The 15,521-nt window shown below is 55.1% G+C and carries 14 protein-coding genes and 1 other annotated feature; of the genes, 7 read left to right on the forward strand and 7 right to left on the reverse strand.

Annotated features, from left to right (window positions below):
* Positions 1-107: 107 nt before the first annotated feature.
* The 5 genes from recR to AC4IBF_RS16515 all read right to left on the reverse strand — a co-directional run bounded on the left by recR (position 108) and on the right by AC4IBF_RS16515 (position 4,197).
* Positions 108-713: a recombination mediator RecR gene (gene recR, locus AC4IBF_RS16495; RefSeq protein WP_008499298.1), complete on the reverse strand. Its 606-nt coding sequence runs from the start codon at positions 711-713 to the stop codon at positions 108-110.
* Complete coding sequence (locus tag AC4IBF_RS16500; protein ID WP_003858972.1) at positions 713-1,045, reverse strand: YbaB/EbfC family nucleoid-associated protein; 333 nt, start codon at positions 1,043-1,045, stop codon at positions 713-715. The genes recR and AC4IBF_RS16500 overlap by 1 nt, the downstream gene beginning before the upstream one ends.
* Before the next feature lie 55 nt (positions 1,046-1,100).
* Entirely contained in the window at positions 1,101-3,029 is a 1,929-nt protein-coding gene (gene dnaX / locus AC4IBF_RS16505) for a DNA polymerase III subunit gamma/tau (RefSeq protein WP_127729810.1), read from the reverse strand.
* Positions 1,707-1,771: a sequence feature (DnaX frameshifting element), on the reverse strand. It overlaps the preceding gene by 65 nt.
* 88 nt (positions 3,030-3,117) lie before the next feature.
* Positions 3,118-3,669: an adenine phosphoribosyltransferase gene (gene apt / locus AC4IBF_RS16510; RefSeq protein WP_000127359.1), complete on the reverse strand. Its 552-nt coding sequence runs from the start codon at positions 3,667-3,669 to the stop codon at positions 3,118-3,120.
* 150 nt (positions 3,670-3,819) lie between these two features.
* Positions 3,820-4,197, reverse strand: coding sequence for a DUF454 family protein (locus tag AC4IBF_RS16515; RefSeq protein ID WP_023310606.1), 378 nt, complete (start codon positions 4,195-4,197; stop codon positions 3,820-3,822).
* A 50-nt stretch (positions 4,198-4,247) separates the two neighbouring features.
* Between AC4IBF_RS16515 and priC the strand changes: the two genes are divergently transcribed.
* Together priC and rsmS are read left to right on the forward strand one after the other, a co-directional pair.
* The gene (gene priC, locus AC4IBF_RS16520) at positions 4,248-4,775 is read left to right on the forward strand and encodes a primosomal replication protein N'' (RefSeq protein ID WP_288462968.1); all 528 of its coding nucleotides are present in this window, start codon (positions 4,248-4,250) and stop codon (positions 4,773-4,775) included.
* A gap of 14 nt (positions 4,776-4,789) precedes the next feature.
* Entirely contained in the window at positions 4,790-4,966 is a 177-nt protein-coding gene (rsmS, locus tag AC4IBF_RS16525; protein ID WP_032644839.1) for a pleiotropic regulatory protein RsmS, read from the forward strand.
* A gap of 1 nt (position 4,967) precedes the next feature.
* Here rsmS and mscK read toward each other — a convergent pair whose 3' ends face one another.
* Complete coding sequence (gene mscK / locus AC4IBF_RS16530) at positions 4,968-8,315, reverse strand: mechanosensitive channel MscK (protein ID WP_136195273.1); 3,348 nt, start codon at positions 8,313-8,315, stop codon at positions 4,968-4,970.
* A gap of 113 nt (positions 8,316-8,428) precedes the next feature.
* On the reverse strand, positions 8,429-9,082 hold the full coding sequence (gene acrR / locus AC4IBF_RS16535) for a multidrug efflux transporter transcriptional repressor AcrR (RefSeq protein WP_023310602.1): 654 nt from the start codon (positions 9,080-9,082) through the stop codon (positions 8,429-8,431).
* A 140-nt stretch (positions 9,083-9,222) separates the two neighbouring features.
* Between acrR and acrA the strand changes: the two genes are divergently transcribed.
* The 5 genes from acrA (at position 9,223) to maa (ending at position 15,472) form a co-directional block, all read left to right on the forward strand.
* The gene (gene acrA / locus AC4IBF_RS16540; protein WP_491462969.1) at positions 9,223-10,416 is read left to right on the forward strand and encodes a multidrug efflux RND transporter periplasmic adaptor subunit AcrA; all 1,194 of its coding nucleotides are present in this window, start codon (positions 9,223-9,225) and stop codon (positions 10,414-10,416) included.
* A 22-nt stretch (positions 10,417-10,438) separates the two neighbouring features.
* Positions 10,439-13,585, forward strand: a complete 3,147-nt coding sequence (gene acrB, locus AC4IBF_RS16545; RefSeq protein WP_143344769.1) for a multidrug efflux RND transporter permease subunit AcrB — start codon at positions 10,439-10,441, stop codon at positions 13,583-13,585.
* Between the two features lie 510 nt (positions 13,586-14,095).
* A complete protein-coding gene (gene tomB, locus AC4IBF_RS16550; protein ID WP_008499288.1) occupies positions 14,096-14,470 on the forward strand; it encodes an Hha toxicity modulator TomB in 375 nt (124 codons plus the stop codon).
* 27 nt (positions 14,471-14,497) lie between these two features.
* The gene (gene hha / locus AC4IBF_RS16555; protein WP_008499287.1) at positions 14,498-14,716 is read left to right on the forward strand and encodes a hemolysin expression-modulating protein Hha; all 219 of its coding nucleotides are present in this window, start codon (positions 14,498-14,500) and stop codon (positions 14,714-14,716) included.
* 204 nt (positions 14,717-14,920) lie between these two features.
* Positions 14,921-15,472: a maltose O-acetyltransferase gene (maa, locus tag AC4IBF_RS16560; protein WP_133293900.1), complete on the forward strand. Its 552-nt coding sequence runs from the start codon at positions 14,921-14,923 to the stop codon at positions 15,470-15,472.
* Positions 15,473-15,521: the final 49 nt, after the last annotated feature.

Genomic DNA, 15,521 nt, shown 5'->3' on the forward strand with positions numbered 1-15,521 from the left:
TGTCGACCTCAACAATGCCATTTAATGGGGTTTTAAAACGTTGAGTGAGAGATGGGGATACGGGGGGAAATTTTCAAGCGGAGGCCGCGCGCGCAGCCTCCGTTTGGTCAGAAAATAATCTTGTGACGTCCGGCCAGGGAGTGTGACAGCGTGGTGCCGTCCACCATCTCCAGCTCGCCGCCGACCGGCACGCCGTGGGCGATGCGGCTGGCGTCAACGCCATACTGCGAGCACAGCTCGGCGATGTAGTTGGCGGTTGCCTCCCCTTCCACCGTGGGGTTAGTGGCGAGGATCACCTCTTTGATCGTTTCGGACTCAAGACGCTGTTCAAGGCGGTCAAGACCGATATCGTCCGGGCCAATACCGTCCAGCGGGGAGAGATGCCCCATCAGCACGAAATAGCGCCCGGAAAACTGCCCGGTTTGTTCGATGGCGTAGATGTCCGCCGGACTCTCCACCACGCAAATCTGGCCGTTTTCCTGACGACGCGGGTTCGTGCAGATGTTACACACGTCCTGCTCGGTAAAGGTACGGCAATCCGCACAGTGACCAATTTCTGACATGGCGCGGGTTAAAGCCTGCGCCAGGCGCATCCCGCCGCTGCGGTCGCGCTGCAATAGCGTAAACGCCATGCGCTGCGCCGACTTCGGGCCAACGCCCGGCAGGCAGCGCAGTGCTTCCATTAACTGCGTGAGCAGCGGACTGGTTTGCATCAGAATGGCATCTTGAAGCCAGGCGGCAGCTGCATGCCGCTGGAAACGGAGGCCATTTTCTCTTTCTGGGTTTCGTCGATACGGCGAGCTGCATCGTTAAACGCGGCTGCAACCAGATCTTCCAGCATCTCTTTGTCGTCTTCGAGCAGGCTCGGGTCGATTTCAACGCGACGGCAGTTGTGCGCACCGTTGATGGTCACCTTGACCAGACCGGCTCCGGACTCACCCGTGACTTCCAGCTGAGCGATCTCTTCCTGCATCTTCTGCATTTTTTCCTGCATCTGCTGAGCCTGCTTCATCAGGCCACCCAGACCGCCTTTTCCACCAAACATAGGCTTCTCTCTTCTTTCACATTTAAGGGATTACAACCGTAAGTCAGACTCACGATCAAATGGGGCGAATACTCTCTTCATCCAGATCGGCGTCGAAGAAACGGCGCAGAGTCTGAATGTTGTTATCCGCAATAATCGCCTCGCGCGCCTGCGCGAGCTTCTCTTCATAAATGGCCTGGCGCCACTCGAGCGGCGTTTTCACTGCCGGATTATCATCTTCAATGATAGTCAATTCAACCGGCGCACCCTGTAATGCGGCGAGCGCCTCGGCCAGCGCCTTTTGCGCGCCAGGGGAATTGAGGTGCCGTTGGCCTGGACGCAGGTGCAGACGTACCTGATTGCCGTCCTGCTCTTTCCAGGCGTTCAGCGCGACCTGCTCGACCAGCTTCGGCAGCTGGAGCTTACTTACCTCGGCGGCCCAGGCGTCGCGCGCGATGGACTCTTCGGCAAGCTTCGCGGAAAGCTCCGGCGTTTTTTCATGCTCCAGCGCCTTTTTCAGCGCTTTCGGCGTGGCGACCTCTTCCTTCACCGCTTCGGTGATGGTGGTTGCCTTCCAGCGGTAAGCCTCTTCTTTCACCGGGGCTTTCTGCTCGAGCGAGGACGGTGCCGGACGCGACTGTACGCGCTCCGTTACCGAGGCCAGTCGTTCAAGCGCGGCGTTGTTCACCGGCCGCGCTCTTCCTGGCGCTGCCGGTTCACTCTTTTTTGGTTTGGTTACTCCTTGCGCACGCTGCAGCTGGCTGCGTGCGGCAAGCACCGAACTGGTGGCATCCGACAGCGGCACGTTTTGCTGCGGCGGCGGTGTCGTCTGCGGTGGGACCTGCTGCGGCGACATCACCGCCGTAGGGGCGACCGGCGCGAAAGACTGCCGCGGCACTTCCGGCTCCGGCAATGGCATACGCGGATGAAACGCCAGCGCGCGCAGCAGCGTCATTTCAACGCCCATCCTCGGGTCCGGCGCGAACGGTAACTCTTTGCGGCCAATCAGCAGCGTCTGGTAATACAGCTGCACGTCGGCAGGCGGCACGGTGCGCGCGAGCTCACGCATCCGCTGTTCAATGGTAGCCATATCCGCACCGATGGCGGACGGAGAAAGCTGCAGCATCGCCACGCGGTGCAGCAGGCTGAGCATCTCAACCAGCAGTCCTTCCCATTCAATACCCCGGGCAGCGGCGGCATTCACCAGCGACATCACGCGTTCGCCGTTGGCGGCGATCATCGCTTCGATAAGCGACAGCGCCTGATCGTCATCCAGCGTGCCGAGCATGGTGCTGACCGCCTCGGTGGAGAGCTTGCCGTCACCGCTGGCAATCGCCTGGTCGGTCAGGCTGAGCGCATCACGCAGGCTGCCGTCCGCCGCGCGGGCCAGCAGCTGCAGGGCGCGCGGTTCGTGGACAATTTTCTCTTCATCAAGAATGTGCTCAAGCTGCGCGCGGATCTGCTCAACGTCCAGCGCCTTCAGGTGGAACTGCAGGCAGCGCGACAGGATGGTGACAGGCAGCTTTTGCGGATCGGTGGTCGCCAGCAGGAACTTCACGTGCGCGGGCGGCTCTTCCAGCGTTTTCAGCAGGGCGTTAAAGCTGTGGCGCGACAGCATGTGCACTTCATCGATCAGGTAGACCTTGAAGCGGCCGCGCGCCGGGGCGTACTGCACGTTATCGAGCAGATCGCGGGTATCTTCCACTTTGGTGCGCGAGGCGGCGTCGATCTCGATCAGATCGACAAAACGCCCCTGCTCGATCTCGCGGCAGTTATCACACACGCCGCACGGCGTGGCGGTGATCCCGGTTTCGCAGTTGAGACCTTTTGCCAGCAAACGGGCAATAGAGGTCTTACCGACGCCGCGGGTGCCGGAAAAAAGATAGGCGTGATGGATGCGACCTAGCGACAAGCCGTTCGCCAGGGCCGTCAGCACATGTTCCTGACCGACAACGTCAGCAAAGGTTTGTGGTCGCCATTTACGGGCTAACACCTGATAACTCATGGGCAGGCTCTGCAACGCTGGAAGGTGAATTTATGGAGGGGAATGCTATCACAACCTCACCCATTGAGCGAGGTTGTGAAAACCGGGATTAATGACCCGGGAAAGGCACCAGGCTGTAGCTGGTGATGCCCTGTTTTTCCAGGCGCTGTTCACCGCCGAGATCGAACAGGTTGATGATGAAGGCCGCGTCGGTCACTTCCCCACCCAGACGACGGATCAGCTTCACGGTCGCTTCAATGGTACCGCCGGTTGCCAGCAGATCGTCGACCACCAGCACCTTGTCGCCAGGCTTGATCGCATCAACGTGGATCTCCAGCTGATCGGTGCCGTACTCCAGCTCGTAGCTTTCTGCGATGGTTTCACGCGGCAGCTTGCGCGGCTTACGCACCGGCACAAAACCCACGCCCATTGCCAGCGCAACCGGTGCGCCAAACAGGAAGCCACGGGCTTCGGTACCTACTACTTTGGTGATCCCGGCGTTTTTATAACGCTCGACCAGCAGTTCAATGCTGAGCGCGTACGCTTTCGGGTCTTCCAGCAAGCTGGTGACATCACGGAAAAGAATGCCAGGCTTTGGATAGTCCTGGATGCTTTTGATGCTGTTTTTCAGATATTCAAGCTGCTGTGCAGTTGCGGTCATCGGTTTTGCCTAAATGAAACAGTGTTACTCACAGCGCGCAACGAGTCGGCCAAGGCAACAATTGTTTAACCTTTGACCAGGCGCACCTGTGCTCGAAAACGGTCGAATTTACTGGCTGCGCGTGATAATTGCAACAGCCATGATGAGGCTTCAGTGCTTTTGTTGCTTTTCATCAACCACGGGGATCCGCCACATGAAGATAAGCAGGCAGGAGAGGATCGCCAGCAGAAGAATACGTACCCACATCATTTTCACCAGCCATAGTGAAATAGCGAAGGTGATGAGGATCATCACGATCGCGCGGGGCTTCGCGCCGGGCGGCATGGCCCGGTGTTTTTGCCAGTGCCGCAGATAGCCGCCAAACCATGAGCGATAGAGCAGCCAGTGGTGAAAACGCGGCGACGAGCGGGCGAAGCACCAGGCCGCCAGCAGGATAAACGGCGTGGTCGGCAGCAAGGGTAAAAACACGCCCAGCGTGCCAAGCACTACCGCGAGCCAGCCAATGATGATTAAAATAGTACGCTTCATAATGCGAATCGTTATCAAACTGAACGGCTACTTTACCACTGGAGAGCGCCTTGAAAACAGCACTGCTTCTTGAGAGGCTGCAAAATCAGCTCATTGCTCTGCGGGAGCAGGCTACACCGCTGATGGGCCACGCCACGCTGAAACCGCGCTTTGACCGGAAGCTTTTTCGTACCCGCAGCACCGTCATTCAGGATTATCTGGCAGAAACGCAGACCAACCTCGACGAGCTTCGCCATGCGGTTGAGAGTGAACAGCAGGAACAGGTGGCGTGGCTTGCGGAGCATCTCACAGAGCAGATCACCGCTCTGCATCGCGAAATCGCCGCCTGGCCGCTGCGCGCCTGGGACAGCGCCTCGCCGGGGCTCGGTAAATGGCAGCGCAAGCGGCTGGAAAACCAGGAGTTTGAGCGCCGGCTGTTTGAAATGAAGCGCGAGCGCGAGACGCGGCTGAACAACAGCGAAACGCTGGAAGAGCAGCAGCTATTGATGCGCGAGATTAGCGCGCTGGAAGGACGCATCGTCCGCTGCCGTCAGGCGCTGGATGAAATTGAGCGCGTCATTGAACGTTTGACCCGTTAACAGGAGCCACACCCATGTCACTGGAAAATGCACCCGATGAGGTCAAGCTGGCCGTCGATTTGATTATGCTGCTGGAGAATCATGAGATCCCCGCCGGGACGGTGCTTAAGGCACTTGAGATTGTACGGCGGGATTTTGAGGGGAAACTTCCCCCTCACCCTAACCCTCTCCCTGTGGGAGAGGGAAAATAGATTAAGCCGGAGTCGGGTCGTCGCCCTTAATGTCGCGCTTCACTTCCGTATGCTCATCACCTTTCTCGTTACGCAGGTGAACCTCAAGCTGGTTGAAGGCGATATTAATATCGTTTTCACGGCACAGCCGATCGATAGAGCGGTTAAGCTCATCCACCGTGTAGCTGCGGTCGCGCAGTTCACGCACGTATAAACGCAGCTCGTGATCCAGCGTACTCGGCCCAAAGGTGGTGAAGAAGACCGCCGGAGCCGGATCGTGCATCACTTTCGGATGTTCAGACGCCGCCTTCAGCAGCACCTCTTTCACCTTATCCAGATCCGATCCATAGGCCACGCCCAGGCGGATCACCACGCGCGTCACCGTATCCGAGAGCGACCAGTTGATCAGACGCTCGGTCACGAACGCTTTGTTCGGGATGATCACCTCTTTGCGATCGAAGTCGGTGATGGTGGTCGCACGAATGCGGATCTTGCTGACCGTTCCCGAGAACGTGCCGATGGTGACGGTATCGCCGATACGTACCGGACGTTCAAACAGAATGATCAGGCCGGACACGAAGTTACCGAAGATCTCCTGCAGGCCAAAACCAAGACCGACCGAGAGGGCGGCCGCCAGCCACTGCAGTTTATCCCACGAGACGCCAAGCGAGCCAAAGACCGTCATCGCCCCAACAATAATGATCACGTAGTTGAGGATCGTGGTAATGGCGTAGGACGCCCCCTGGCGGAGATTCAGACGTGACAGGAGCAGCACTTCAAGCAGGCCTGGCAGGTTGCGGATCAGAGCCCAGGCGACCACCGACGACACCAGCGCAAACAGCAGGCTGCCCATGGTCACGCTTTTCATGACCGCAGCGCCCGCTTCGGTACCGTTGTATTGCCAGAGGGTAATACTGTCGAGATAGGCGAAAACGGTAATAAGATCGGACCAGATAGCCCAGAACATCACGGCAAACAGGGCGATCATCACCAGCATGGTAATACGCAGCGTCTGCTGGTTAACCTGCTCCAGCGCGATGGTCGGCTCTTCCTGTGGCTCCGCGCCTTCCGCCCCCTCTTTCACCTGATGCTGACGACGCGCGATGGCGCGGCGATAGGCAATGCGGCGGGCCGCCACGCTCAGGCCGCGCAGCACGGTCTGATAAAGCAGGTTCCAGACGATCACCAGATAGACCGTTTCAATCCAGCGCCCGGACAGGCGCAGCGTGGTATAGAAGTAACCCGTTGCCGTCAGCACCATCAGCGCCAGCGGAATGATCGCCAGCACCGTCACGGTGACCAGGCGAATATTGTGGGACTCTTTATCACGCCAGCTGTCACGGCACATCGGCCACATCAGGATCGCAATCAGCAGCAGGTTCAGCAGGATCACCAGCTGGCCCAGCACATCATCCATCAGATGCAGCGGGGAAAGTTCAGAGACAACCGACCAGAAGTGCAGCGGCAGAAGCGCGAGGCTGATGCGCACAATCTGCCGACGCCAGTGGCTGGTCAGCTGCGCAGGCATGTTGAAATGACGCACCGCCACGCCGTCTTTTTCCAGCACCTTCCAGCACACGCCAAACACCAGCCAGAACAGCGCCAGTTTTTTACTGAACGCCCACAGCAGATCGCTGACGTTGAGCTGCATGGTGAGCAGAATCAGGCCCACGGCCAGAATAATCAGACACACCGGCAGGGCGCGGATGAGATCGATCAGAATCGCTTTTGGCGTATGGAGCTGGCTATCGTTGCGCAGCTGTCCTACTTCGGAGGCCAGCTTCGCCTGGTATTTTTTCAGCCAGCCCAGACGCCAGCGGATCAGGCCGGCAATCAGCAGCAGCGGTAAACCGGCCAGGAAAGCAATCATTACCGCAGGCCAGGCTTTCTCCCAGTTTACGGTGATCTTCATGCTCTTGATCTGCGTTTTCAGCGTCTCAGGGAAGGATTTGACCCAGTCCCAGTCCATCGGCTTGTTGCTGTTCACCCAGAAAATCTGCTGGGTCAGGATTTCCTGTAGACTTTTCGAGACGCTCACCAGCTGCTGCTGGTTGATCTGCAGGTTTATGGCCATCATCAGCTGGTTGCCCAGCTGTTTGTTGAGCTGGTCCAGCAGTTCGCGACGCATATCCACAACCTGGAGCAGCGCGTCGTGCACTTCCGGGTTCACGTCGCTGGAATGCCCCTCTTCAATTTTGGCGACAAAGGTATCGCTCTGAAAAAGGGCATCGCGCTGCTGGTTGACGTCAAACTGTTCCAGACGTAAATCCGCAATGCGGTTGGTCATGTCCTCCAGCTCGTCGGCGGACGGAAGCGTCTGCTGCTGCTGGTAGAGAATACGCGACAGCAGGAGGCTGCCCTTCAGGACCGCGATCTGCTCTTTGATGTTGCGTTCAGCCTGCAGGGCGCGATCCAGCCAGTTCTTCACTTTGATATTTTGCTGAACCAGCGAGTTGCCGTTTTCCGTTGCCAGTATCAGGCGCTGGCTAAGCTGGTGGTTGGCCTCGAGCTCCTGTTTCACCAGCGGATTCGCCTGAATGCGGGCGGTTTCGTCAGGCGATACGGCCTCCTGGGCGGTTTTTTCCGTTAGCGTCAGGCGCTTGCTGTTAACCGCTTCCTGCAGCAGCTGAAGCTGGTGTTCGAGGCGATTAATATTCGCGGTGACGTAATCGCGCTGTTTCTGCAGGGTGTCCTGCAGCACCGTATTCCCTTCCAGGCTTTTACGCTGCTGTTCGATTTGCGCATTGAGCAACGTCTGCTGCACCAGCAGCAGGGTATTCTGCGTCGGGCGCAGCGTGCCTTCGCCTACCGTCGTGCCGTTGAGGCGGTTGCGGATTTGCTGCAGCTGCTGAGACGCGGCGTACATCGCGTTTTGCACGCGCTCGGGCTGGGTCTGCAGAGAGACAAGCTGGCTGTTATACGTTGCGAGATCCGACTGTGCGGTTTGCAGGTCGTCGAGCAGTTGAGCCACGCGGGACTCGAGCTGACGTAAGGAGAGCGTCGAGAGCGTCTTGCGCGTCTCGTCGTCGTTATCCACATCGCTGAGGGCATTCAGCGCTTCGGTGGCCTTACGCATGTTTTCAGGTGCCTGCGCCACCTTCTGGCGAAGCTGGACGGTTTCTGCTTTTATGCGTTCAATTTTATCCAGCGTTTCCAGCGTTTCCGTCAGATCCTGCTGGACGAGTTTCTCCTGAGGGGAGAGATCTTTTTGTTTGTTCAGCGTGTCGAGCTGCGACTGAACATCGCCGCGCGAGGGAATATCGTTGCTGTTATCGGCGCGGGCCCAGGTCAGCGGCGCCGTGGCGAAGAAAAACAGCATCGCAAAGAGCAATGCAAAAACAGGATGTTGCGAGCGATTGATGGGCAGCATAGTTGTGAATGATGTCAGAAGATGACCGAAAATAGTCCGGCGTGAAGAATATCACGCTCGCCGAAAGCAGAATAGCGCGAACGTTATCCTCTGAGATAAATCCTGGAAAGGGATCAGGCCGTTAGCGAAGGCGCGTCGCTGCGCAGCGTGGGGCAGAGCTGTAGCATTTCCAGTAAAATCGCCACGTAGCTGCGGGCTTCCTCTTTAAGGTCAAAGGATTGCGGCGCGAAAAGCCAGTTTTCCATCAGACCGGAAATGTAGCTGCGCATCAGGATTGCCGCCCGTCGGGTCAAGAGATTGGCCGGTAATAGTTTTGCCTGCATACACAGGTTCAGGTTCTGTTCAATACGGTCATAGCTCTCCAGGCTTAGGCTGCGCTGTGCCTGCTGCACAACCGCCATCTCGCCCACGAACTCGCATTTATGAAAAATAATCTCCATCATCAATCTGCGACGTTCTTCAACTACCGTTGCTTCAAGGATATATACTAATATTTCTCTCAATACTGAGAGTGGATCGTCAGGGAATTTTGCCCGATACTCACTCTCGAGATCGCTAATGCTGGACTCTGAAAGCTCCCAGATTTCACTGAACAGATCTGACTTATCTTTAAAATGCCAGTAAATCGCTCCTCGCGTCACACCGGCAGCCTGAGCAATCTGCGCCAGCGAGGTGGATGAAACACCCTGCTGCGAGAACAAACGTATTGCCACATCCAGAATGTGTTGTCGGGTTTCCAGCGCTTGTTGTTTAGTTTTTCGTGCCATAGGTGGGTGAATTTACAGGAGTCAGATTTACATACATTTGTGAATGTATGTACCATAGCATGACGATAATATAAACGCAGCAATGGGTTTTAGACTCAGGACCCTTGATCAATTTGAAATCGGACACTCGAGGTTTACATATGAACAAAAACAGAGGGTTAACGCCTCTGGCGGTCGTTCTGATGCTCTCAGGCAGCTTAGCGCTAACAGGATGTGACGACAAACCGGCTCAACAAGGAGCTCAGCAGGCGCCAGAAGTAGGCGTTGTTACGCTCAAATCTGAACCTCTACAAATCACCACCGAATTACCAGGCCGTACAAATGCTTACCGCATTGCGGAAGTGCGTCCTCAGGTTAGCGGCATTATCCTGAAGCGTAACTTCACCGAAGGCGGTGATGTGAAGGCCGGTGAGTCTCTGTATCAGATTGATCCCGCAACCTATCAGGCTTCTTATGAAAGTGCGAAGGGAGACCTGGCGAAAGCACAGGCCGCGGCCAAAATTGCTCAGCTGACGTTGAACCGCTACCAAAAACTGCTCGGCACTAAGTACATCAGCCAACAGGATTACGATACCGCCCTGGCAGATGCACAGCAGGCTAACGCAGCCGTGGTGGCAGCCAAAGCGGCCGTCGAAACCGCGCGCATTAACCTGGCCTATACCAAAGTGACCTCCCCGATTAGCGGTCGTATTGGTAAGTCTTCCGTCACGGAAGGGGCTCTGGTGCAGAACGGTCAGACCACTGCGCTGGCGACCGTGCAGCAGCTCGATCCGATCTACGTTGACGTGACGCAGTCCAGCAACGATTTCCTGCGCCTGAAACAGGAGCTGGCTAACGGCACCCTGAAACAGGAAAAAGGCAAAGCCAAGGTGGAGCTGATTACCAACGACGGTATCAAGTTCCCGCAGGAAGGTACCCTGGAATTCTCTGATGTGACGGTCGACCAGACCACCGGTTCCATCACCTTACGTGCGATTTTCCCGAACCCTGACAAAAATCTGCTGCCAGGTATGTTCGTTCGCGCACGTCTGGAGGAAGGAACAAATCCAACCGCACTTCTGGTTCCACAGCAGGGTGTGACCCGTACGCCACGCGGCGATGCGAGCGCGCTGGTTGTTGGGGCTGATGACAAAGTCGAAACGCGCAATATCACCGCCACCCAGGCGATTGGCGATAAATGGCTGGTGACGGAAGGTCTGAAAGATGGCGATCGCGTAATTGTTACTGGTTTGCAAAAAGTTCGTCCTGGCGCGCAGGTTAAAGCACAGGAAGTGAAATCTGACGATAAACAACAAGCTTCGGCCGCTGGCCAGTCAGAACAAACCAAGTCTTAACTTAAACAGGAGCCGTTAAGACATGCCTAATTTCTTTATCGATCGCCCCATATTTGCATGGGTGATCGCCATTATCATCATGCTGGCCGGGGGACTTGCGATCCTGAAGCTGCCTGTCGCGCAATATCCAACGATTGCGCCACCGGCGGTGACAATTTCCGCAACCTACCCGGGGGCTGATGCGAAAACGGTGCAGGATACCGTCACCCAGGTTATCGAACAGAACATGAACGGTATCGATAACCTGATGTACATGTCCTCAAACAGTGACTCTACCGGTACGGTGCAGATCACCCTGACCTTCCAGTCAGGTACGGATGCTGACATTGCGCAGGTTCAGGTGCAGAACAAACTGCAGCTGGCGATGCCTTTGCTGCCGCAGGAAGTACAACAGCAGGGCGTGAGCGTCGAGAAATCGTCCAGCAGCTTCCTGATGGTTGTCGGGGTTATCAACACCAACGGCACCATGACGCAGGAGGATATTTCCGACTACGTGGGCGCCAACATGAAGGACGCCATCAGCCGTACTTCCGGTGTGGGTGACGTGCAGCTGTTCGGTTCCCAGTACGCGATGCGTATCTGGATGGATCCGAACAAGCTAAACAACTACCAGCTGACCCCGGTTGACGTGATCAGTGCGATTAAAGCGCAGAACGCCCAGGTAGCGGCCGGTCAGTTAGGCGGTACGCCGCCGGTGAAGGGCCAGCAGCTTAACGCCTCGATCATCGCGCAGACCCGTCTGACCTCTGCCGATGAATTCAGCAAAATTCTGCTGAAGGTGAATCAGGACGGTTCGCAGGTTCGCCTGCGCGACGTGGCGAAAGTTGAGCTGGGCGGTGAGAACTACGACATCATCGCGAAGTTTAACGGTAAACCGGCTTCCGGTCTGGGTATCAAACTGGCGACAGGCGCTAACGCCCTGGATACCGCCACGGCGATCCGCGCAGAGCTGAAGAAGATGGAGCCGTTCTTCCCGTCAGGTCTGAAAATCGTTTACCCGTACGACACCACGCCGTTCGTCAAAATTTCGATTCACGAAGTGGTTAAGACGCTGGTTGAGGCGATCATCCTCGTCTTCCTGGTTATGTACCTGTTCCTGCAAAATTTCCGCGCGACGCTTATCCCAACGATTGCCGTGCCGGTTGTTCTGCTCGGGACCTTTGCGATCCTGTCGATATTTGGCTACTCGATAAACACCCTGACGATGTTCGGGATGGTGCTCGCCATCGGCCTGCTGGTAGATGACGCCATCGTGGTGGTCGAGAACGTCGAGCGTGTCATGGCAGAAGAAGGTCTACCGCCGAAGGAAGCGACCCGTAAATCGATGGGTCAGATCCAGGGCGCGCTGGTTGGTATCGCGATGGTTCTGTCTGCGGTATTCATTCCGATGGCCTTCTTCGGGGGCTCTACCGGTGCGATTTACCGTCAGTTCTCCATTACCATCGTTTCCGCGATGGCGCTGTCGGTGCTGGTGGCGTTGATCCTGACCCCTGCCCTGTGTGCCACCATGCTGAAGCCGATTCAGAAAGGCGGTCACGGCGAGCACAAAGGGTTCTTCGGCTGGTTTAACCGCATGTTCGATAAAAGCACGCACCACTACACCGATAGCGTAGGTAACATCCTGCGCAGCACCGGTCGTTACCTGCTGCTCTATATCATCATCGTGGTGGGCATGGCCTACCTGTTTGTTCGTCTGCCAAGCTCCTTCCTGCCGGACGAAGATCAGGGCGTGTTCCTGAGTATGGCTCAGCTTCCGGCGGGTGCGTCGCAAGAGCGTACCCAGAAAGTGCTGGATGAGATGACCGATTACTACCTCACCAAAGAGAAAGCCAACGTTGAATCCGTGTTTGCGGTTAACGGCTTTGGCTTTGCGGGTCGCGGTCAGAACACCGGTATTGCCTTCGTCTCTCTGAAGGACTGGTCTGAACGTCCGGGCAAAGAGAACAAGGTTGAAGCCATCACCGGCCGTGCAATGGGCACCTTCTCGCAGATTAAAGATGCGATGGTATTCGCCTTTAACCTGCCAGCGATTGTTGAACTGGGTACCGCAACCGGTTTCGACTTCCAGCTGATCGACCAGGGCGGTCTGGGTCACGAGAAACTGACGCAGGCGCGTAACCAGCTGTTTGGTGAAGTCGCTAAACACCCTGACCTGCTGGTCGGCGTACGTCCAAACGGCCTGGAAGATACGCCGCAGTACAAAATCGACATCGATCAGGAAAAAGCTCAGGCGCTGGGCGTATCCATCAGTGACATCAACACCACGCTGGGCGCAGCCTGGGGCGGTAGCTACGTTAACGACTTCATCGATCGCGGTCGTGTGAAGAAAGTGTACGTGATGTCAGAGGCGCAGTACCGTATGTTGCCGAACGATATCAACAGCTGGTTCGTGCGCGGCAGCAATGGTCAGATGGTTCCGTTCTCGGCGTTCTCAACGTCACGCTGGGAATACGGTTCACCGCGTCTGGAACGCTATAACGGTCTGCCGTCTATGGAGATCCTGGGTCAGGCCGCACCGGGCCGAAGCACCGGTGAAGCCATGAACCTGATGGAAGAGCTGGCGAGCAAACTGCCTGCGGGTATCGGCTATGACTGGACCGGTATGTCCTATCAGGAACGTCTGTCCGGTAACCAGGCCCCTGCTCTGTACGCCATTTCACTGATTGTGGTCTTCCTGTGTCTGGCGGCACTGTACGAGAGCTGGTCGATTCCGTTCTCCGTTATGCTGGTGGTTCCACTCGGGGTTATCGGTGCGCTGCTTGCGGCGACGTTCCGTGGGTTGACCAACGACGTTTACTTCCAGGTAGGCCTGCTGACAACCATTGGCTTGTCGGCGAAGAACGCGATACTTATCGTTGAATTCGCCAAAGATCTGATGGAGAAAGAAGGCAAAGGTCTTATTGAGGCGACGCTTGAGGCGGTTCGTATGCGTCTGCGCCCGATCCTGATGACGTCACTGGCGTTTATCCTCGGCGTACTGCCGCTGGTTATCAGTTCCGGAGCGGGCTCCGGTGCGCAGAACGCAGTAGGTACTGGTGTGATGGGCGGTATGGTTACCGCGACCGTATTGGCCATCTTCTTCGTACCGGTGTTCTTCGTGGTGGTTCGCCGCCGCTTTAGCCGAAAGAATGAAGATGTTGAACACAGTCATTCGGTAGAACCTCACTGATACCGGTTTCACATGATAAAAAGGCCGCATTAGCGGCCTTTTTCATTTTCAGAAAAAATCATAAATTACGCTTATTGTGGTTCAATTTATTTTCTGCCATCTTAAATAGACATATCATAATTAACTGATAACTTAATCGGTGAAATCGGGATTTTTTTAATTTCATTTCCCCGCTTAAAGTATTAGGAATATTCCTAATAAGAAGTTCTTACAAAGATAAGTCTGAATCTAAACTTTTCTCAGCATTTTTGCTAAGCCAATGAAACGTAAGGAAGCGATAAAGCACCGTCGTTAATTTGGATAAAAACGTTGAGTCCAGGACGACCATTTGTGTTCAAGCTCTCAGCCTGCGGTTTTATTTGTAATTTTTCGTAATAGCGCGGTGAAATCCAGGAAGGAGTGGCTTATAGTTAGGTTATCAGGAACACAGCACTCATGTAGCTAAGTCAGTTGTATCCATCCCGACAATGATGTTCGGTGAGTAAGAAATCACTCAGAAGGGGATGCGCTATGGACGAGTACTCGCCAAAAAGGCATGATATCGCGCAGTTGAAATTTCTCTGCGAATCCTTGTACCATGACTGCCTTGCCAATCTTGATGAAAGTAACCATGGCTGGGTAAACGACCCAACGTCTGCCATCAATTTACAGTTGAATGAGCTGATAGAGCATATCGCAACCTTCGCACTTAATTATAAAATTAAGTACAATGAAGATAATAAGCTCATCGAGCAAATTGATGAATACCTGGACGACACCTTTATGTTGTTCAGTAGTTACGGCATTAACGCTCAGGATTTGCAAAAATGGCGTAAATCGGGAAATCGGCTATTCCGCTGTTTCGTCAACGTGAGCAGAGCTAACCCGGTGAGTCTTTCCTGTTAAAATTATTACAATTACTAAGGTGAATTTATGTCTGATAAACCACTCACAAAGATCGATTATTTGATGCGCTTACGACGTTGTCAGTCAATTGACACGCTTGAACGCGTCATTGAAAAGAATAAATACGAGCTTTCTGATAATGAACTGGCGGTATTTTATTCAGCCGCTGACCATCGTCTTGCTGAACTAACAATGAATAAGCTGTATGACAAAATCCCTACTTCTGTGTGGAAATTTGTCCGTTAATCTTTGAAGGGTGTCTGTAGAGTTCTACGCCTCGTTCTGAGTTTTACCTATCCCGTTATGCCCCCTGTGCGTAAGCCAGGTCTCCGTGTAAAACGCGTTCAACAACAGCAATGTTGTGACGATGGTCACATCGGCTTTCCGGGAACGTTCCCCTTCTGGCCAGTTCCGATTAATCTGCGGTAATAACATCCAGAGAGGTTTCCAGTGAGCTTAGAAAAACAGAAAATGATTGCCGGTGAACATTATCGCCCCGGCGATGAGACATTACGGGCTGACCGACTGCGGGCCCGCCATCTGGTTTACCGCTATAACCACACTGCGCCTGATGAAAAAACAGAACGCCAGAACATTCTGGCGGAACTTCTCGGACAAAGCGCAGGCGCTTATATAGAGCCGAGCTTCCGCTGCGACTACGGATATAACATTTATCTGGGCAAAAACTTTTACGCTAACTTCGACTGCGTGATGCTGGATGTCTGCCCTGTTCATATTGGCGATAACTGTATGCTCGCGCCGGGTGTTCAAATTTATACGGCAACCCACCCGCTGGATGCGGAGGAACGAAACAGCGGCGTGGAGTTTGGAAAACCCGTCAATATTGGAAATAACGTCTGGATTGGTGGCCGGGCGGTCATTAACCCTGGCGTCACCATTGGTGATAATGTGGTGGTGGCCTCCGGCGCGGTCGTGACGAAAGACGTCCCGGCTAACGTCGTGGTTGGCGGCAACCCGGCAAAAATTATCAAAACGCTGTGAAGTCGCGGGGAGTCAACTGTTATAGTCTTTTAGCGCCAGACTGTTACTT

It is taken from the genome of Enterobacter sp. Taxon_8, assembly GCF_058354585.1.

Bases quoted from the DNA above. Each gene is read 5' to 3' on its own strand.
- tomB (WP_008499288.1), top strand. From the start codon at position 14,096: ATGGACGAGTACTCGCCAAAAAGGCATGATATCGCGCAGTTGAAATTT.
- recR (WP_008499298.1), bottom strand. From the start codon at position 713: ATGCAAACCAGTCCGCTGCTCACGCAGTTAATGGAAGCACTGCGCTGC.
- mscK (WP_136195273.1), bottom strand. From the start codon at position 8,315: ATGCTGCCCATCAATCGCTCGCAACATCCTGTTTTTGCATTGCTCTTT.
- acrB (WP_143344769.1), top strand. From the start codon at position 10,439: ATGCCTAATTTCTTTATCGATCGCCCCATATTTGCATGGGTGATCGCC.
- AC4IBF_RS16515 (WP_023310606.1), bottom strand. From the start codon at position 4,197: ATGAAGCGTACTATTTTAATCATCATTGGCTGGCTCGCGGTAGTGCTT.
- hha (WP_008499287.1), top strand. From the start codon at position 14,498: ATGTCTGATAAACCACTCACAAAGATCGATTATTTGATGCGCTTACGA.
- apt (WP_000127359.1), bottom strand. From the start codon at position 3,669: ATGACCGCAACTGCACAGCAGCTTGAATATCTGAAAAACAGCATCAAA.
- rsmS (WP_032644839.1), top strand. From the start codon at position 4,790: ATGTCACTGGAAAATGCACCCGATGAGGTCAAGCTGGCCGTCGATTTG.
- AC4IBF_RS16500 (WP_003858972.1), bottom strand. From the start codon at position 1,045: ATGTTTGGTGGAAAAGGCGGTCTGGGTGGCCTGATGAAGCAGGCTCAG.
- acrR (WP_023310602.1), bottom strand. From the start codon at position 9,082: ATGGCACGAAAAACTAAACAACAAGCGCTGGAAACCCGACAACACATT.
- acrA (WP_491462969.1), top strand. From the start codon at position 9,223: ATGAACAAAAACAGAGGGTTAACGCCTCTGGCGGTCGTTCTGATGCTC.
- dnaX (WP_127729810.1), bottom strand. From the start codon at position 3,029: ATGAGTTATCAGGTGTTAGCCCGTAAATGGCGACCACAAACCTTTGCT.